This window comes from Desulfoluna sp. HI9BLuna (genome assembly GCF_056829775.1).
Genome location: NZ_CP186555.1, coordinates 3,164,894 through 3,184,495, shown reverse-complemented (window position 1 = coordinate 3,184,495; position 19,602 = coordinate 3,164,894). Strand labels below are relative to the sequence as shown.

At 60.0% G+C, this 19,602-nt stretch carries 10 protein-coding genes; 5 read left to right on the top strand and 5 right to left on the bottom strand.

The window, feature by feature from the left end; all coding sequences use genetic code 11:
• Positions 1-98 precede the first annotated feature (98 nt).
• The 5 genes from ACOYW0_RS12875 to ACOYW0_RS12855 all read right to left on the bottom strand — a co-directional run bounded on the left by ACOYW0_RS12875 (position 99) and on the right by ACOYW0_RS12855 (position 7,954).
• Entirely contained in the window at positions 99-611 is a 513-nt protein-coding gene (locus ACOYW0_RS12875; RefSeq protein WP_482418805.1) for a hypothetical protein, read from the bottom strand.
• Positions 612-719: 108 nt separating this feature from the next.
• The gene (locus ACOYW0_RS12870; protein ID WP_482418804.1) at positions 720-4,196 is read right to left on the bottom strand and encodes an efflux RND transporter permease subunit; all 3,477 of its coding nucleotides are present in this window, start codon (positions 4,194-4,196) and stop codon (positions 720-722) included.
• Positions 4,197-4,591: 395 nt separating this feature from the next.
• Positions 4,592-6,055, bottom strand: coding sequence for an efflux RND transporter periplasmic adaptor subunit (locus ACOYW0_RS12865; RefSeq protein ID WP_482418803.1), 1,464 nt, complete (start codon positions 6,053-6,055; stop codon positions 4,592-4,594).
• A gap of 3 nt (positions 6,056-6,058) precedes the next feature.
• Positions 6,059-7,408 (bottom strand): TolC family protein, encoded by a 1,350-nt coding sequence (locus ACOYW0_RS12860; protein ID WP_482418802.1) that lies wholly within the window; start codon positions 7,406-7,408, stop codon positions 6,059-6,061.
• Between the two features lie 99 nt (positions 7,409-7,507).
• The gene (locus ACOYW0_RS12855) at positions 7,508-7,954 is read right to left on the bottom strand and encodes a hypothetical protein (protein ID WP_482418801.1); all 447 of its coding nucleotides are present in this window, start codon (positions 7,952-7,954) and stop codon (positions 7,508-7,510) included.
• 649 nt (positions 7,955-8,603) lie between these two features.
• On the opposite strand from ACOYW0_RS12855, the gene ACOYW0_RS12850 reads away from it, so the two are divergent.
• From ACOYW0_RS12850 to ACOYW0_RS12830, 5 genes are all read left to right on the top strand, one after another.
• A complete protein-coding gene (locus ACOYW0_RS12850; protein ID WP_180138756.1) occupies positions 8,604-9,083 on the top strand; it encodes a hypothetical protein in 480 nt (159 codons plus the stop codon).
• A 1,086-nt stretch (positions 9,084-10,169) separates the two neighbouring features.
• Positions 10,170-14,927, top strand: a complete 4,758-nt coding sequence (locus tag ACOYW0_RS12845) for a cache domain-containing protein (RefSeq protein WP_482418800.1) — start codon at positions 10,170-10,172, stop codon at positions 14,925-14,927.
• Between the two features lie 629 nt (positions 14,928-15,556).
• Positions 15,557-17,416, top strand: a complete 1,860-nt coding sequence (locus tag ACOYW0_RS12840; protein ID WP_482418799.1) for an ATP-dependent helicase — start codon at positions 15,557-15,559, stop codon at positions 17,414-17,416.
• 419 nt (positions 17,417-17,835) lie between these two features.
• Positions 17,836-18,249 carry a MarR family winged helix-turn-helix transcriptional regulator gene (locus tag ACOYW0_RS12835; protein ID WP_482418798.1) on the top strand — a complete coding sequence of 138 codons (414 nt, stop codon included), beginning with the start codon at positions 17,836-17,838 and terminating at the stop codon, positions 18,247-18,249.
• A 113-nt stretch (positions 18,250-18,362) separates the two neighbouring features.
• Positions 18,363-19,511 (top strand): acyl-CoA dehydrogenase family protein, encoded by a 1,149-nt coding sequence (locus ACOYW0_RS12830; protein WP_482418797.1) that lies wholly within the window; start codon positions 18,363-18,365, stop codon positions 19,509-19,511.
• The last annotated feature ends 91 nt before the right edge of the window (positions 19,512-19,602 follow it).

Below are 19,602 nucleotides of genomic sequence, written 5' to 3'. Positions count from 1 at the left end.
GCGCGGGTGCATTCGAAAAATTTTTTGCGGAGCTTTTTTTCAAAAAAGCGACCCGCCGGAGGCAAATTGAATCGTTATCCCTTCGCCTCCTTTGCCCGTTACTTTGTCATGTGCGTAAACGAGTCCTTCACCACCTTGTCGCCGGCTTTGACCTTCACCTTCAGGGTGTAGGTCCCACTCTGCTTCATCTCCACATCCGCACCGTGTCCGCCGCCCATGGCCATGGCCATGGTTTTGACCTCTTTGCCGGCGGGATCGGTGATGACGAATCCGACCTTGGCGTCATGGACCATGACCCCGTTTTTCCCTTTCACATCCAGCATGAGATGGTGGGAAGCCACCTTGTCGGACATGGACTCCATGCCCTCCATATCCTTCATGCGCTGGTGCATGTCGATAAGGCGGTAGGTGAGGGTCAGGTCGTCAACGGTATGGGTACGGATCACCTCCCCCATGCCCATGTCATGGCCCTTCATGTCCATGGAATGATCCATGTGCATCTTATCTCCGTGATCCGAAGATCCGTGCTCATGTCCACCGGCCGAGGCCAGGGAAAAAAGTCCCAGGGTCAACAGAGCCAGCAGGCTCAGGATCAATGTGTGTTGTTTCATGAATAACGTTTCCTTCTATCTGTGTTGGTTGTTACCTGTCGGCCCCGCGGCACCTTTGCCGGGGACCGACCCTTTAAACTCTTCAGGCGCAGGGACGTTGGCCCCGGGTCATTTACGAGCCTTTATTTCCCTGGCCTTGATCCCGTAATAGATGGCCGGGATGATGATGAGGGTCAGCACGGTGGAGGAGACGAGCCCTCCCACCATGGGAGCTGCGATGCGCTTCATGATCTGGGCGCCGGTGGCGCTGCCCCACATCACCGGCAGCAGGCCGATGAGGGTGGTAGCAACGGTCATGAGCTTGGGCCGGACCCGCTCCACAGCCCCTTCGATGACGGCCCCGTAGAGGTCGCCAGGGGTGTTCATCTGCCCTTCGGCAAGGCGCCTGGTGTAGACTTCATTTAAGTAGACAAGCATCACCACCCCGGTCTCTGCGGCCAGGCCTGCCAGGGCGATAAAGCCCACCACCACCGCCACGGAGAGGTTGTAGCCCAGAAGGTAAATGAGCCAGATCCCCCCGGTGAGGGCAAAGGGAAGGCTGGCCATGACCACGGCAGCCTCGGTGAGGCTTCCAAAGTGGAGGTAGAGAAGCACAAAGATAATCACCAGGGTGGCCGGCACGATGAGCATCAGGGATTGCCTGGCTTTTTCCATGTACTCGAACTGACCGGACCAGACGATGGAGTACCCAGGAGGCAGGGTCACGTGGCTGTTCACAACCTCCTTGGCCTTCTTCACATAGGTGCCCACGTCCATGCCCTTCAGGTCCACGTAAACCCAGGCGGTTCGCCGGGCGTTTTCGCTCTTGATGCCTGCCGGGCCGTCTTTAAAGGAAAGGGTGGCCAGCTGGGCCAGGGGCACGTGGGCGCCTGACGGGGTGGGTACCAAGACCCGCCCCAGGCTCTCCAGGTCGCTGCGGAACTCCCGGCTGTAGCGCAGGTTCACGGGATAGCGCTCCAGGCCTTCAACGGTCCAGGTGATGTTGAGCCCGCCGATGGCGGTCATGATCACCTCCTGCACGTCGTCCACGGAGAGGCCGTAACGCACGATGTGGTCCCGGTTGATGTCGATATCCAGATATTTTCCCCCTGTGACCCGCTCGGAGTAGACAGACAGGGTCCCCTCAAGGGGACGAAGCACGGCCTCCACCTGGGCTCCCAGCGTGGAGAGAATCTCCAGGTCCGTGCCCATGATCTTGACCCCCACCGGGGTCTTGATGCCCGTGGAGAGCATATCGATGCGGGTTTTGATGGGCATGGTCCAGGCATTGGTGAGCCCGGGGAAGTTCACGGCCTGGTTCAGCTCGTCGGACAACTCCTCCATGGTCAGGTAGCGCTCTTCGGGGAAAACCCAGCCAAGGGGCGTTTTCAAGAAACCGGGCCAGCCTGAAAAAAACCGGGGCACAGGCCGCTTGCGCCACTCATGGAGGATTTTTCCTTTTTTCTCCTTGGGAAACACCAGGGAGAGAGGGCGAGCCAGCCACCCCGGCCAGCCGTCGTAAAACCGGTCCACCACCAGGGTCTCGTACTCCACCTTGGGCCGCAGCACGATGGTGGTCTCAATCATGGACAAGGGAGCCGGGTCCGTGGACGTCTCGGCACGGCCGACCTTTCCCAGGGTGTGGCGCACTTCGGGAAAGCGCTGGATGATCTTGTCGGTCTGCTGCAGAAGCTCCCGGGCCTTGGTCACCGAAATGCCCGGCAGGGTCGTGGGCATGTAGAGCAAATCTCCCTCGTTCAAGGGGGGCATGAACTCACTGCCCAGCCGGGAAGCAGGCACATAGGTGGCTGCAATAATAAGGGTGGCCACCACGATGGTCAGCTTTCGATGGGCAAGCACCCCGTGGATCACCGGCCGATAGAGGCGAATGAGAACGCGGCTCAAGGGATTCTCTTTTTCGCTGAGGATCCTCTGGGGCAGCGCCACCATCACCACAAGGATGCCCACCACCAGGGCGACCCAAAAACTCCAGGAGGGCATCGAAACGCCAAAGGAGCGGGCGGCCAGCACCCCCACAGGGGGCAGCACGCCTGCCAGGCTGTAAAGGAGACGGCGACGCCCTTTTGGCTGGTCATCGGCCATCCCTTTTTCCCTGATAAAAAAGGTCATGAGCACGGGGATCACCGTCACAGCCAAAACCGAAGAGGCGGCCATGGCAAAGGTTTTCGTATATGCCAGGGGACGGAACATGCGCCCCGACTGCTCTTCCAGGGTAAAGACCGGCAGAAAGGAGACGGTGATGATCAAAAGGCTGTAGAACAGGGCCGGGCCCACCTCCCGGGAGGCGTCGATAATGATCTGCCGGTGGGAGCGGGTGCCCCCGCTCCGTTCCATGTGCTTGTGGGCGTTCTCCACCAGCACCACCGAGGCGTCCACCATCACCCCGATGGCAATGGCAATGCCCCCCAAACTCATGATGTTGGCGTTGATGCCCAGGGCGTACATGACGGTAAAGGAGATGAGGATCCCCACGGGCAGGGTGAAGATGGCCACAAAGGCGGACCGGAAGTGCAGGAGAAAGATCACGCAGATGAGGGCCACCACGGCCATCTCCTCCACCAGCTTCACCCGAAGGGTGGAGACGGCCCGTTCAATGAGGCCCGAACGGTCGTAGCCCATCTCAATGGTCACCCCCTCGGGCAGGCCGGCTTCCAGCTCTTTCAGGCGGGTCTTCACCCGCTCAATGGTGGCCAGGGCGTTCTCACCGTAGCGCATCACCACGATGCCCCCCACCACCTCGCCTTCGCCGTTCCACTCCAGGACCCCGCGCCGCAGCTCCGGGCCGATCTTTACCCGGGCCACGTGCTTCAACAGGATCGGCGTGCCTTTTTCATCCACGCCAAGGGAGATCTTCTCCAGGTCCTCCACCGAGGAGAGATAGCCCAGGCCCCGCACCATGAACTCGGTCTCGGCCATCTCCACCAGGCGGCCCCCCACGTCGTTGTTGGACCGCTCAATGGCCTTGCGAATCTGGCCGATGGTCAGGTTGTAGGCATTGAGGCGAGAGGGATCCACCTCCACCTGGTACTGCTTCACAAACCCGCCGATGCTGGCCACCTCGGAGACACCGGGCACCGCCGTAAGCTCATAGCGCAGGTACCAGTCCTGGATGCTGCGGAGCTGCTGGTTGTCCAGGGTGCCCGAGGCATCTTTAAGCACGTACTCGTACACCCACCCCACGCCCGTGGCATCCGGCCCCAGGCCCGGGGTCACCCCGTCGGGGAGGCGCCCTGCCACCACGTTGAGATACTCCAGCACCCGGGAGCGGGCCCAGTAGATGTCCGTGCCGTCTTCAAAAATAATGTAGACAAAAGAGAGCCCGAAAAAGGAGTACCCCCGCACCGACTTGGCGTAGGGCACGCTCAGCATGGCCGTGGTCAGGGGGTAGGTCACCTGATCCTCCACCACCTGGGGGGCCTGGCCGGGCACGTCCGTATAAACAATCACCTGCACATCGGAAAGATCCGGGATGGCGTCCAGGGGCATCCGCGACATGGCAAGGAGCCCCACCGCCACAACAAACAAGGTGGCTAAAATCACCAGGAACCGGTTCCGCACAGACCATATAATCAGCTTTTCAATCATCTTTTTTCGCCTTGGTTAGAAGGACAATGTCTCTTAAAAAAACGCCTCCGGCGGCAAGGGGCTGAGCCCCTTGACCCCAGGGTCGCGAATGCTCCCGGCCTTCGTTCCTCAGGCCGATCACATTCGCTGACGGGCTGTGCCCGTGCTAAACACCGAGGGCAAGGTGCAATAAACGGAATCAAGATATCTTTCGTTCCCAGGCTCCGCCTGGGAATGATCTTTGGAGGATCTGCCTCCACGCTTGAAATTGCTTCGCCCTTGTCGAAAAATGAGAAAATGCAAAGATTCCACACCACCCATCACGGGCGAAGCCCGTCAGTAAATGTGACGTCCCTGAGGAACGAAGGGACGGAGCATTTACGAACCTGGGGTGCAGGGGATTTATCCCCTGCGTCTTACATATCCTCAAAAAAATCATCTTCTTTGGAATCCATCGACCTGGCCTCGGGTGCCGGCGGGTTGACGGCCTCCATCATCTTGGCCACGGCTTCTTTGAGCTGGGATTCCGAATCCAGAAGGAACTGGCCGGAGACCACCACCTGGTCCCCGGGGGCAACACCCTGGAGGACATGGAGGCGTCCGTCATCCAGGGTCACGCCGGTGAGGACCTCCCGGGGGGTGTAGCGCCCCTTTCCGGCACGCACGAACACCGTCTCTTTGCTGCCGGAGCGCAGGACAGCCTCGGAGGGGATCACCACCCCTGTGTCCCCGGTGCCGGTTTCGATGGTGACGTTGGCGTACATGTCGGGCTTTAAAAAGGCGTCGTCGTTGTCAAACTCCATGCGCACGGTGATGTCGCGGGTCTTGCCCTCCATAAAGGGGTAGACAAAGGCCACCTTGCCCGTCCGGCTCTCCCCGGGGCTGAAGGGAAGCACCATGGAGGCCTGCTGACCGGCCCTCACCCGCGCCACTTCGTACTCGTAGACATGGGCCTCCACCCAGACCCTGGAGAGGTCCGAGACGGTGAACAAGGTGGTACCCGCCCCGAAATACCTGCCTTCCACGGCCCGTTTGTCCACCACCACCCCGTTATAGGGGGAGGTGATTGTCACGGTATCCAGGGCCCGCCCCCGCTTCTCCGCCCGACGAATCTCGGACGGGGCCATGGCATAATTGAGAAGCTTTCGCTTTGCCGAGGCCAGGAGCCTCTCGTTGTAACCGCTTCCCGGACCACCCAGCCGCTGCCGGGCGTGGAGGTACTCCTCCTGGGCGGCGATGAGCTCCGGGGAGTAGACCGTGAACAACGGGTCGCCCTTTTTCACATTCTGGCCTTCAAAATTGGCGTGGAGGGTCTGGATCCAGCCGGAAAACCGGGGGCTGATGTCATAGGTGCGGGTCTCATCCCAGGTGACATGGCCCCAGGTATGAACCCTGCGGGCCAGTCGGGCGCGCTCCGCGGCCTGGATGCGCACCCCCATGTTCTGCTCCACCACCGGATCGATACGAATCTCCACCCCGCCCACCAGTTCATCCTCGTACACGGGAACCAGGTCCATGCCCATGGCGCTCTTGCCGGGGGCATCATATATCTCGGCAGGATTCATGGGAGCCCGCCAATAGGCCACCACTCTCTCTTTGTCCTGGGCCAGGGCAGGTGCCTCCACCGCCTTCGGGATCAGGGCCATGCCGCACACCGGGCAGTCCCCGGGCTCATCCAGCACAATGAAGGGATGCATGCTGCAGGTCCACAATTCCGCCTCGGTCTCATGGGTGTGATCGCCATGGGCCACGCCGGTGGTTCCGGTGGCCGCCGGCCCCGCCCGATGCATGGTCAGGGCCATCCCCACCCCCACCACGGCGAGGATCACCACGATTCCTGCGGCCCAGGCCCACTTGGGTACATTTCGTTTCCGTGTCATGTGTCACTCTCCTTCATTGGATTTGGTCCGCGTGGGGTCTGAATCGGATGGGGATTTCTCAGCCCCGGCGTGCATCAGCGGCGCAACGCCGGGAAAGGTTCCGCCAGCCAGCTCCATGAGCTTCACTTCGGCCAGCAGGGCATCCCTCAAGTACTGCCTTGCCGTGAGCTCGGCCCGCATGGCCGCCATGGCCGCCTCGATCATATCGGTGTAGGAACTCCCCCCCACCTCGTAACGGGAGACCAGGGCCTGGGAAAGCTGGCGCGCCCTGGGCACAAGGTCCCTGTTATAAAACTCGTGGCGGTCAACGGCCGTGGCCATCTGCGTTGCCACCCCGTCGATGAGATGGGGCAACTCCAGGCGGTAGCCCTCATAGTTAAGCAGGGCCGCTCTCTCCGTCGCTCTTCGGGAGGCCACAAGCCGGTCTTCTCGCCTGGACTTCCAGACAGGAACCGGAAAGGAGGCGGAGAGGGAGACAAAGTCATCCCTGCTGTTGCCCATGGGATCGTCTTCCCGCTGACCGTAAGCCAGCTTCACGTCCACATCGGGCATGGATTCCTTTTCCGCCAGCGAAAGGGAGACCCGGCTCAGGGCCACCTCGTGCTTCAACACCTCCAGACGAGGGTTCCCCCTTTCTGCCTGTGCCACCCAGGATGTGGACGGCCGAAGCCGGGGCAGGCCCAGGCCGGTCTCCGGGATCACCGGAAGATGAGCCTCCCGCTGAAGCAGGCGGTTGATCCGAATTTCCAGCCCACGGCGTTTACCGTCCAGGGCCAGCCGCTCGTTGGTCAGGCCGCTCAACTCCAGTTCTCCGGTGAGCACAGCCTGCTGGACTTCCCGTCCAGCGCCGTACCGCGATGCCGAGGCATGGATCAGCTGACTCACCAGGTCGTAAAGCTCTCCGTTAAGACGAAGGCTCTCGGTCACGAACCAAAGTTCATAGTAGGCCCCGGCCACCTCCCGCTGGAGGGCCAGGGCCTTGGCCTTGAGCCCGGCCTCGGCCCGACGGGCGGCGAGAAGCCGGGATTCTGCAGCCAAACCCCTCTTGCCGGGCCAGGGGAGGCGCTGGGTCACGGAGATCTGTTTCTGGGTCATGGCCTCCTGGTCCAGATCAAAACTTCCCGTGGGCACGTTGAGAAGCCCCACGCCGACTTTGGGATTGGGAAGGGCCCCTGCATACTCAGAGGCGTCCAGAAGCCCCTGCACCACCTCGCGGTCGGCACGAATCTCGGCGTTGTTTTCCATCGCCTCCAAAACCAGTTCGGCCAACGACTCTTCCCCCTCCCACCCCATGGCCGGAGTGATCGTCCAAATCAGGAGGCACATGGCTGTAATCACTGTTTTCATCATCATGGTTTTACATTCCGTCATGAACATATCGGGTGCACAAACGATGGTGGCTTTTTGGCGTGCTTCCACCCATCAGAGCCACTCTCTCCGGCCCTTTTCCCTTTACCTGTCCATCTGGTTCATCATGCCTTGCATCTGGTCAATCATTTGCCGGTTCATCTTCTCGATACGTGCCTTGTCGACGGTTTCCGACGACATTTCCCCTGCCATCGCATCAAAATGCAGGGACAGACCCTTCATCATCTCCGTCATGTCCTGCCTCTGTGAGCGGGTCATGTTTTCCGGCATCCCCTGAACCATCGTTCCCATGGTGACCATGGTCTTTCCCATGCTCCGCATCATCGGGCCGTGCTGCACCATTGTCTCCCCTGTGGAGTTCCCATGCATGGACTGGTGATTCGCGCCTCCGTTGCTGTGGGAACCACCCATCATCGAGGAGCCATGCCCCCCGCCAGATCCGGACCCCATTCCGCCTCCTCCCATGGAGGCAATGCCTGTAGCTGACGTCAAAAAAAGAATGGCCAATGTTCCGATAATCATTTTCTTCATGTTTTTACGTCCTGATTCGCTGTTGTGTAAAAAGCCTCAAAATTACAGGCAGTCCCCGACTTTAAAAATACACGGGAGCCACCGGCAGCCATGGGCTGTCCCATGAGCTGCCCCAGTGGATAGCAGGATATATGCCAACTTGTACTGAGGAAAAAAACAGTCTGTAGTTCAGGCAGGATACGCCCGCGACCGGTAGAGTTCCGCCCTGTCGGGGCAATGGGGTTGAAGTCTATTCTTCATGCCGATGAAGAGTATTCATCACAGACTCAACCCGAATTTTATATAAAAGGTAAAAAGCCACCTGTGCTGACAGGTGAGAGATCTTATGAGGTGAGAAAGCCGGTAATTGAAATATCCGACCAGAGGGTCGCGGCCTTTTCCCGGCCTTGAAGGCGTCTTTCCGAGAATTGTCCCTGATGTGTTGAAGACATCTCTTCACCCCCTTTCTGTATTCGCTGTGTTACCACGTTGGCCAAAGCCAGAATACCGCACCAACCTGCTAATTTTAAAGATAAAAAAATAAAATAACATTGTGGCACGTTTTATGAATATCCCCGTAGTCAGATAAATTAAGTTCCAACGTTTTACCGGATCGACTCACCCAGACCGGGGGGCATCCAGCACAACACAAAAGCGGAGATTTTTAACCATGAAACACATTACCTCTTATACAAAACACCTTTTTTCAGCAGCCCTCGTGCTGCTTGCCCTGACCGTGACCGCCGGCACCGCGTCCGCCGGATTTTTTGATTTTACCCAAGGCCGCGTGGCCCAGCCGGGGACTGATCTTCACGCCCTGGGCACCCAGGCACTGAACACGGGGTTGGGTGGTATCAGCTACTTTACAAATGGTGAGGGGCGAGTCATTGAAGTCCGGGCCAAAGAGATGCCCAACGGCGACCTGCGGGTTTCCCAGCGAAGGGTCTACATCCCCAAAAATTACGTGGCCAAGACCCATGACCAAACCCTGAAAGCAGAGCGCATCCGCAATAACCTGGCCGAACTTGCTGACCAGCAGCCCTGGGTTGGGGGCTATGCTCTCCTGCCGCAAAACGAAGGGGCCAAGGCGTACAAATACGGTGTCATGGTGGAGACTGAGCTCCGACGAAACCACCAAAGCGACAACTGAGACGTTTTAGTCACTGACGTTATCCATCCAACGGTGAAGCGGGGGCCCCTTCCAGGGCCTCCGCTTTCTCACTCTCTCCCTGAGCCTGCCCTCAGGCCTCAGACGTAGTGTCCCTCATGCCCGGCAGCCCGAGGCTGCAAAGGCCCGAAGGCACAATGGCAGCCTCTTTAATAAACGATCGTTTATTTATCCATGAAATTGTTTAAAACGTTTCCCCTTTTATACCGAGACGTTGGCCCCGAGAATATTTATTTCGCCATGCGCTGCGCTCCGGTCACGGGGAAAACCGGCTGTTGAAAACGAGCCACTGCTACCCAAACCGTGCCCCCGACGCTTTCCTCCCCCATGCAGCCCTCTCAGGCAGGACCCATTCCCCCAAAAGCGCCGTCCATGGGCAGGACCCTGCGCTTATTTATAAACAAATGTTCGTTTATTTATTTTTATGTCAATAAGCAAAAACCACCTGAAATAACGTATAATTACGGAGCACATCACATCAGCCTAACCCCGCCTTTTTTGGCCCGAAGTGGCCTGTTGCCGTAAGGGAGGCCACCTTGACACAATCCGGCCGATACCGTATTCTTTTTACGTGATGAACCTTGAAAGGCCGCACCAAACAGAGCTTTGTCATCACCCCCATGGCCCCTTCCCCCGCCCACGATGAGCCCTCGCAGGAGCGGGACTACCCACGGGCATGAAAAGGCGGCCCCTTGCGTCTCCCAACCCGATCCCCGCACCTAAATCTTGAACCGGCACCGACGACACCGAAAACGCCTGAAGTGGACAGGCTCGCGCCTGGCTCACCTCAAAGCCAGGGATCCCCGTGCCATGCCACCCTTCCAGACGAGAAGGTCCAAGCCCACCGCAATGTGGTCGCCGTGGCACAGATGCAGCCATTCATCGGAAAAAAACTGCCTCCGGCGGCCCGGCCCGGCGCCAACCCGTTAACACGTACGACGATCAGGCAACCAAATGATGGCGGCCCCACCGCTGCAGACATGCCTGCTTTGCAACCGCCTTCACCCTTTTCCCGCAGCGGCATTCCAACAAACCGACCCCACGGGTTCACGGGGTCCAGGAGTTCCCATGGCGTCTCCGGTGCACCGCACATATGGCTTGACGGCCCTTTGCCTCCTGCTGCTGGGGTGCCTTCTTGGAACGCCGGGCCACGCGGACGGGTCGAGCCTTGCCCGGCGTGTCCTTCTCCTGCACTCCTACCACCAGGGATACGCATGGACCGACGGCATCACCAAATCCATCACCCGCGCCTTTGAGGGCAGGAACATCGAGCTCCAGGTGGAATATCTGGACAGCAAGCGTCGTTCCGTGGCCCAAATAACCGCCCCGAGCCGGGACTTTCTCGCCAGGAAATACGCCTCCAGCCAGCCCCATGCCATCATCTGTTCGGACAACAACGCCCTGAACTTCCTCAGGCAATACGGCCCGGAACTTTTTCCCGGTGTTCCCGTGGTCTTCTGCGGCATCAACAGCTTTGTCCCGTCCATGCTCCAAGGCTTCGACGGTAACATCACCGGCGTGGTGGAGCAGCCCGACCCCCTGGGCACCGCAAGGCTGGCCCTCTCCCTCTTCCCGAAAACCAGGCGAATCATCGTCATCACCGGCATCACCCCCACGGCTAAAAACATGCAACAGCTGACGCAACAGGCCTTTGAGGAGCTGAGGGGCAAGGTGGAAACACTGTGGTGGAACGGCCTCTCCCGAGAGGACCTCACGCGGGAGCTCAAGGGCCTGGGCTCAAGGGACGTGGTCCTTCTCCTCCTCTTCAACCGGGATGGCGCCGGGGAGTACTTCTCCTACGAAGAGGGTGCCAGGATCATCGCCCAGGCGTCACGGGCTCCCGTATTCGGACTCTGGGACTTTTTCCTGGGAACCGGTGTGGTGGGCGGGCGCATGGCAAGCTCAATGGACCAGGGGCAAAGTGCGGCGGCCCTTGCCTTGAGGATCCTCAAGGGAAAGAAGGCGGACCAGCTTCACATCATCGACTCCAGCCCCAACCTGTACATGTTCGACAACGCCATGCTGAAAAAGTTCGACATCCCCAAAAAAGACCTGCCCCTGGGCAGCGTGGTGTGGGGGGAGTCCGAAGGGGAACTGCCCCGCCCCTTTTTTTACATCAACACGGTCATCCTGTTTCTCTGCTTTGTGGCCGTCATCTACATTCTGCTGATATCGGCCCGGCTTCTCAGGAAACGGAGGGCCCTCCCCCAGTTCTCATCCCAGATCTCCCAGATGGTCATCGCCGTGCCTGCCATGGTCCTGATCCTGGCCACCCTGCTCTGGGCAGGGCAGGACTACCTCCAGTTCCGTGACAACAGCCGAAGCCTCCGCCTGAAACTCATGGAAGAGCTGCGCAGAACCATTTCGTATCAGGTCAACCGGGCCATGGAAGACATTGCCTTTCAGAGAAAGGCCGAGCGCGCCCGCCTGCGCCGGGACCTGAAATCCCGGACAGAAGAGGCCCTGGGCATCACCGCCCACCTCTACAACACCCACCTAGAACAACCGAGAAAAGAGATCGAAAAACGGATCTATGATGCCCTGTACGCCCTGCGTTGGAACGACAAGCGCGGCTACTACTTTGTCCTGGACATCACAGGCCGGATGATTGTCCACCCTCTGCTCCCCGACCTCGAAGGGCGGGAGCTGGCCGACCTCACCGATGAAGACGGGGTCCTGCTGATCCAGAACTTCATCGCCGCCATCCAAAAGACGGGGGAAGGGTTCAGCCAGTACAAATGGGCCAAGAGCCCCGAGGAGAAATTCCAGAGCCCCAAACTCTCCCACCTTCGCCTTTTCGAGCCTCTTGGCCTTATCATCGGCACCGGCGAATACTTAGACGACATCCAGGGCGACACCGAGGCACTGGCCCGGCAGCAGCTGGAGGGCATCTCCTATGCAGGTGGCGAGGGGTATATTTTCGTGACGGCCTACGACGGCACCCTCCTGGTGAACCGCACCCGCAAAGACCTCATCGGGAAAAACCTGTGGGACGATACCGACCCCCACGGCATGAAAACCGTTCAGGAGTTCATTGCCGCGGCCAAGCACCCGGACGGGGGGTTCGTGACCCACGCCTTCCGAACCCCTCCGGACCCCACCCTGATGAAAAAAATAGCCTATGTCCGCGGGGTGGATGACTGGCAATGGGCCGTGGGCTCCTGCCTTAACCTGGACCGGCTCGACGACGCCGTGGCCCTGGCCAAGCAGAAAATGGTCACCAACTTTTCGGCCCGGCTCGGCCTGATGCTGGCGGCCATGGGAGCCCTGGGCCTGTTCTGCACCTGGCTGGGACGCCGGTACTCCACCCGCCTGGTGACCCAGTTCCAGACCTTTCAGGAGGACTTCACCACCTCCGAGGGCAACTCCCTGGATATTACGGTGTACGGCCACGCCGAGTTCCGGGACCTGGCCGTGGGGATCAACGAGGTCCTGGAGGAGCGGCAACGGGTCTCCACCGTCCTTCTCAAGCAGCAGTCCCTGCTGGAGGCCATCTTCGCCTCCACCACCGACCTTCTGATGCTCAAGGACAAAGGCGGGGTGTATCGCATGGTCAACGACGCCTGCACCGCCTTTATGAAAAAAAAGCGCGAGGCCATCGAAGGGCGCACCGACTGGGAACTCTTCTCCCGGGACCAGGCCGAGCTCTTCTCCAAGGGGGACCGTGAGGTGCTGGAGCAGGGCCAGCCCATCACCGATGAGTGGACGTTCAGCAGAGAGGGGACCCTCAAGAGTCTGCTCATCTCCAAAACCGCCGTGCTGGAGGGCACCGGCAGGATCACCGGGGTCCTGTGCTCCGCACGGGACATCACCACCGTCCGCCTGGCCCAGGAGGAGCTGCAGCAGAGCGAAGAACGTTTCCGGCGCCTCTTCCGAGACACCGCCGACTCGGTCTTTCTCATTGAGGGCAACCGGTTCATCGACTGCAATGAGGCGGCCCTGCACATGCTGCGCATGCCGTCCACCGAGGAGGTGATCGGCACCCACCCATCCCGCTTTTCTCCCACCCACCAGCCCGACGGCACGCCCACGGCCCCGGCCATGGACGCCCTCTTCTCCAAGGCCCTGGCCCAGGGCCCCACCTCCTTTGAGTGGATGCACCGGCGGGCAGACGGCGAAGCCTTCTGGACGGACGTGAGCCTCACCCCCATCGCCTTTCAGGACCGCCAGGTGCTGCACTGTGTCCTGCGGGACATCACCGAGCGCAAGCAGATGGAGCAGCAGCTCCGGGACGCCCTGGAGCAGGCCGAAGAAGCAAGCCACGCCAAGAGCACCTTCCTTGCCAACATGAGCCACGAAATCCGCACCCCCATGAACGGGGTCATCGGCATGACCGGCCTCCTCCTGGAAACCCGCCTCACCGACGAACAGCGCCAGTTCGCCGAAACGGTCCAGGCCTCCGGGGAGTCCCTTCTCGCCCTTCTCAACGACATCCTCGATTTCTCCAAGATCGAGGCGGGCAAACTCAACCTGGACCTTCTGGACTTCGACCTGCGGGCCATGCTGGACGACTTTACTGGGCTCATGGCCGTCAAGGCCGAGGAGAAGCACCTTGAGCTCATCTGCGCTCCGGCCCCGGAGGTGCCACCCTTCCTCAAAGGGGACCCCGGCCGCCTCAAGCAGATCCTCATCAACCTCACGGGCAACGCCGTAAAATTCACGGAAAAAGGGGAGGTCTCCGTGCACGTGGACCTTCAGGAGGACACCGGCCAGGAGGTGCTCCTCAAGTTTTCCGTCAAAGACACCGGCATCGGCATCTCCCCGGCCAAGCAGCCCATGATCTTCCAGAGTTTCCAACAGGTGGACCCGTCCACCACCCGCCAGTTCGGGGGCACCGGCCTGGGCCTGACCATCTCCAAGCAGCTGGTGGAACTCATGGGCGGAGAGATCGGTGTGGCCAGCCGGGAAGGCGAGGGGTCCAACTTCTGGTTCACCGTGCGCCTGGAAAAGCAGAAATCCCAGCCCGAGCCCCTGCGCCTGGCCGAACTCGACGGCCTGCGCATGCTGGTGGTGGACGACAACCACACAAACCGGCGCCTCCTCACCACCCAGCTCACGGCCTGGGGCATCCAGGCACGGGCCGTTTCCGGCGGGGCAGAGGCCCTGGCCGCCCTTGACCGAGCCAAGGCCGATGACGCGCCCTATCACCTGGCCATCCTCGACATGCAGATGCCCGGGATGGACGGCGAGGCCCTGGGGCGGGCCATTCGCGCCAACCCGGTCTACCGGGGGACCCTGCTCCTCATGATGACCTCCATGGGCCAGAGAAGCGACGCCCGGCGCCTGGAGGGAATCGGGTTTTCCGGCTACCTCATCAAGCCGGTCAAACAAAAAGACCTTTACGACACCCTGGCCGCGGTGGTGGGCAAGGGCCCTGTGGACAGCGGGCGCGCCCCCATCATCACCCGCCGCATGGTCAAGGAGAACCAGCGCCGCAACGGCCACGTCCTCCTGGCCGAAGACAACCCCACCAACCAGAAACTCGCCGTGCTCCTGCTCCAGAAAATGGGCATCCACACCCATGCGGTGACCAACGGCAAAGAGGCGGTCCAGGCCCTTTGCCATACCCCTTACGACCTGGTCCTCATGGACGTCCAGATGCCCGAGATGGACGGCTATGAAGCCACGCGACTCATCCGCACCCAGGGGTCCGGGGTGTTGAACCCGGAGATCCCCGTCATCGCCATGACCGCCTTTGCCATGAAGGGAGACCGGGAGGCCTGCCTGGACGCCGGCATGAACGATTACCTCAGCAAGCCCATTCGCAAGGCCGAACTCTCCCGCATCCTGGACCGCTGGCTCCCCAACAGGGCGCAGCCCTCCTGAGCGGGGCGTTCCCTCCCGGGGCCGCGCCAACCCCCTGAAAATAATTATGTCTTGACATCCTTCCAGCACAGCGATTATCACTAAATTACGCTGTTCATCCCCAACAACCCACCGTGTGCGCCCCGGCTCCACACCGCTGCCGTGAACCACGGGCGCCCGCGCATCGGAACGCAGCCCATGGTGTTTGTCATCACATCAGCCGCGCTGGCCGGGATCATCCTGGCCCTCTACGCCCAACCCCATGCCCGGCGCATGAAGGAAAAACGCCGCGCCAGAAGCCGAGGCTGCCGCCTGATACCCTGAAAGCCCCGCAAAGGCGGGCCACCCCCCCCTCTTTTTCGGCCCTTGTGGCCCATTTTTAGGTTGATCCACCGGACGCATTGTCGTATCGTCTTGGCACCTTAGCCGGCCCCTTTACTTCCAGAGGGGCCGTTTCTGTCTTGGGCCGCCGGAGCCCGAAGGATTCAGGTAATACCAGCGTGAGCAAACGCAAGCTGCGGCCGCCCGGCGATGACATGTGACATCGGCCCGTTACCTTGGACGTGTGGAGGTGCAGGGGCCTTCGCATGGCCTGAGTCCCTTTCGTTCTCCTCACTCCCCCTCAACCGTCCTCACGGAGTACATATAAAATGGAATTATCTCAGCAACAGGCGGCTGCCGTAGAGCACCTCGGCTCCCCCGCCCTGGTTGTGGCCGGTGCCGGCTCGGGCAAAACCCGAACCCTTACGGCACGGTTTGCGCGGCTCATGGAGCGCAACGTGGACTCCAGACGCATTCTGGCCATCACCTTCACCAACAAAGCCGCAGGGGAGATGAAGACCCGTCTCATGCAGATGACCGGTTGCATGGACACGGATTTCCCCTGGGTGCGCACCTACCACAGTGCCTGCTACACCATATTAAAGAAACACTGCACCAAGCTAGGCTACCGCATGCCCCTGGAGATCTTCAGCAGCTACCACCAGCAGAAGACCATCAAGGAGATTGCCCTGACCCAGAACATCGACAAGAAACACGCCCCGGCCATCCTCTCCGAGATCTCACGGGCCAAGAACTCCGGCAACGTCAACCGGTACTTCGATGCCCTGCCCCTCATCACCCGGAGCCGAACCGAAGGGATCTACCGGGAGTACGAGCGCATCTTAAAAGAGAAGAACGCCCTGGACTTCGACAACATCCTCTGCCTCACCCGGGACCTGCTGCGGGACCACCCCGAAGTCCAGGCCGAGTACCGGGAAAAGTTCCAGCACATCCTCGTGGACGAGTACCAGGACACCAACAACCTCCAGGAGGAGATCACCCGCCTCTTGCTGGGCCATGAAAACCTCTTCTGCGTGGGGGACGACTGGCAGGCGGTCTACGGGTTCAGGGGCAGCAACGTCAGCCACTTCCTCTCCTTCCCCGACAAGTATCCCAACGCCCGGATCTTCCGCCTGGAGCAGAACTACCGGTCCGCAGACGAGATCGTCCAGCTGGCCAACGGCATCATCGGCTTCAACGAGAGCCGCATGGACAAGCACTGCTTCTCCGAAAAGCGGGGCGCCGTCATCCAGGCCCGCACCTTCTTCAACGAGTTTGAAGAGGCCGAGTGGGTGGCCCGGAAAATCCGTACCGAATTCCGCAGCGGGGTGGACTACGAGGACATGGTGGTGATGTACCGCACCAAGGCCCTCTCCCTCTGGTTTGAAAAGGCCCTGCGCCAGCTCCAGATCCCCTATCAGATGGTGGGCTCCAAGGGATTCTTCGAGCGCAAGGAGATCCTGGACCTCAACTGCTTCCTCCTGGCCGCGGCCTTTCCCGGGGACGACGTGGCCTTCGAGCGCATCGTCAACACCCCCAAGCGGGGCATCGGCCCTTCCATGATCACCAAGATCTCCCAGGCGCGGGTGGGCCTCATGAGCCTGCAGGAATCCGCCAGGCAGATGGTCAAAAACCGAGTCCTCTCCAAAAAAGTTCACGATGGCCTCACCATGATCTTCGAGCTCCTGGACGCCATCAAGGAGATGCCCCCGGCCCTGGCCATCCAGGAGATTCTGGACCGCACCGACTACCTGGGGTACCTCGAGGGGTACTGCAAGACCCCGGATGAGTTCAACACCCGCAAGGACCAGGTGGAGGAGCTCCTCCACACCGCCTCTCTTAAGGAGAACCTGCTGGACTACCTGGAAGACGTAAACCTGATCCAGGAAGACAAGGACGACGATGACGGGGGCGGCAAAGGGGTCCACCTCTCCACGGTCCACGCCAGCAAGGGCCTGGAGTATCGCATGGCTTTTATCGTGGGCCTGGAAGAGCAGCTCTTCCCCCACTGGCGATCCATGGAGAGCGACCGCGAACTCGAAGAGGAGCGCCGCCTCATGTACGTGGCCGTCACCCGGGCCGAAAGCCACCTCTACGTCACCTCCGCATCGTCACGGCGGAAAAAGCGCACCAAAAAAAGCCGCTTCTTCTACGAACTCGACGAAGCCATGGACGAACTGGGAATCTGATCCCCCTCAAAGCGCCCCGGCACCCAGTCTGCCGGGGCGCTTTGCCGTTGAGCCCCCTGCCCCACCCCACCCTCTTTTTTACCGCCTGTACACATTTTTCTTGACACAAGGGTCGCCGAAGAAATACCTTTGCATACAAACTAATATACAGAAACACCAATTTTAGCTTTTCTCAGATAATATTTTCAATTTATTAACTAAAACGTAAAAACAGGGCGCAAGAGCAAGATCAAGGGAAGTTATCCTTACAAACTTTAACCCGACATCATCGTGCCGGACAGCCCCATACTGAACATTGATCATGTCTCCAAAATAGAGGCCCGCTACAAAGAGCCCCGGAGCGGCCCAAACCCCGCTCTGCCAGGCAAACGTCTCTTATCGGAAGACATCACACGGACACACGCAACCCACGGGATCACATGATAAAAACGTACAAAGACTGCATCTGCTTCCTGTTTGCCAAGGCCAACCAGAAGTCACAGGCCGTCTTAAAGAAAATGCTCAAACCTTACGGGCTGACTCCGGTCCAGATCCTCATCCTCGAAGCCCTGTGGGAGGACGACGGGTTAACGGCAGGGGACTTAAGCAAGCGCCTAATCCTGGACAACGCCACCCTCTCCGGGGTCCTGGACCGCCTGGCCGACGCCGACTGGATCTCCAAATCGACCGACGCCGAGGACAAACGGGCCATCCGGATTCACCTCTCGGCCAAGGCCCGGGAGTACCAGGAGGACCTGCTCCAGGCCCGCGAGCACGTCAATGAAACGATTTTGCAGAGCTTTTCCCAGGAGGAGAAGCTTCTTTTAAAACGTCTTTTAAAGGACTTGAGGTAAGTGTATTGCGGCGGATGGAAAGCGCCGGGGGTGCCCGCCGAGCCCAGGCCTTCATTGGAGCCGCTTCATAAACGCCCACACCCTTACATCAATGAAGAAGGAAAGGAATTGAAATGGATTTCAACTTATCACCACTGAACAAGATGGTCATCAAAACGGCAAAGGCGTTCTGTGAGACAGAGATCCCCGGGATAGATGCTTACATGAAAGAGCACAAAGACTATCCGCCCAATCTCCAGGAGATCTTTGCAAAGCACAAGATGCTCGGCATGGACGTTCCCAAAAAATACGGGGGCATCGGCGCCGACAACTTCAACCTCATCCTCATTGCCGAAGAGGTGGGCAAAACCGGGTCCACCTGCATGCTCCCCTTCTTCATGAACAACTCCGTTGCAGAGACCATCTGCCACTGGGGCACCGAAGAGGTGATTGAAAAATTCGTTCCGCCCCTGTGCGACGGCACCGCCTGGGCCTCCATGGCTTTCACCGAGCCCAACACCGGTTCCGACCCCCGCGCCCTGACCCTCACGGCCGAGCCCGACGGCGACGACTTCATCTTAAACGGCACCAAGCGCTTCATCAGTATGGCCAACAAGCCCGGCTACGGCATCTTCTTTGCCAAGGACCTCTCCATGAAGGGCAAGCCCTTCGACACCACGGCCTTCATCGTGGACAAGATGTCCCCGGGCATTACCTTCTCCGGCCACTACGAGCTCATGGGCCTGGACGGCGCCGACACCTGCGATGTCTTCTTCAAAGACGTCCGCGTGCCCAAGGCCAACATCCTGGGCAAGCAGGGCAAGGGTTTCCCCATTCTTCTGCGCTGGATCGCCGGTGAGCGTATCCAGCAGTGCGCCGCCACCATCGGCGGAGGCCAGGCAGCCCTGGACGAATCCGTGAAGTACGGCAACGAGCGCGTGGTGGGCGGCTTCCCCATGGGCTACATGCAGGGTTTCTCCTGGATGCTGGCCGACATGAAGACCCGCGTCGAGGCGTGCCGCCTCATGTGCTACAAAACCGTCAAGCTCCAGGACGAGAGCAAGAAAGGCTTTGAGGCCGCCTCCTCCGAGCTCAAGGTCTTCACCGTGCCCATGATCCAGGAAGTGTGCCGCCAGGCTGTTCAGTTCCACGGGTCCTACGGCTACTCCAAAGAGTACAAAGTGGAAAAACTCTTCCGTAACGCCATGCACGTCGGCGTTGTCGCTTCAAGCCTTGAGATCAACAAGACCATTGCCGGCATGACGATCCTGACTCAGAAGTAAGGCACGCGGCGACACGCCGGCCCGGTGCCCGTGGGCGACACAGCCCATGACGCGATCACACGCGAATCGACGACTTTACCGATTAAGAGGA

What these genes read in the sequence shown, in the direction of transcription:
- ACOYW0_RS12875 (WP_482418805.1), bottom strand. Translation starts at nt 611, where the DNA reads ATGAAACAACACACATTGATCCTGAGCCTGCTGGCTCTGTTGACCCTG.
- ACOYW0_RS12855 (WP_482418801.1), bottom strand. Translation starts at nt 7,954, where the DNA reads ATGAAGAAAATGATTATCGGAACATTGGCCATTCTTTTTTTGACGTCA.
- ACOYW0_RS12835 (WP_482418798.1), top strand. Translation starts at nt 17,836, where the DNA reads ATGATAAAAACGTACAAAGACTGCATCTGCTTCCTGTTTGCCAAGGCC.
- ACOYW0_RS12870 (WP_482418804.1), bottom strand. Translation starts at nt 4,196, where the DNA reads ATGATTGAAAAGCTGATTATATGGTCTGTGCGGAACCGGTTCCTGGTG.
- ACOYW0_RS12860 (WP_482418802.1), bottom strand. Translation starts at nt 7,408, where the DNA reads ATGATGATGAAAACAGTGATTACAGCCATGTGCCTCCTGATTTGGACG.
- ACOYW0_RS12830 (WP_482418797.1), top strand. Translation starts at nt 18,363, where the DNA reads ATGGATTTCAACTTATCACCACTGAACAAGATGGTCATCAAAACGGCA.
- ACOYW0_RS12865 (WP_482418803.1), bottom strand. Translation starts at nt 6,055, where the DNA reads ATGACACGGAAACGAAATGTACCCAAGTGGGCCTGGGCCGCAGGAATC.
- ACOYW0_RS12850 (WP_180138756.1), top strand. Translation starts at nt 8,604, where the DNA reads ATGAAACACATTACCTCTTATACAAAACACCTTTTTTCAGCAGCCCTC.
- ACOYW0_RS12845 (WP_482418800.1), top strand. Translation starts at nt 10,170, where the DNA reads ATGGCGTCTCCGGTGCACCGCACATATGGCTTGACGGCCCTTTGCCTC.
- ACOYW0_RS12840 (WP_482418799.1), top strand. Translation starts at nt 15,557, where the DNA reads ATGGAATTATCTCAGCAACAGGCGGCTGCCGTAGAGCACCTCGGCTCC.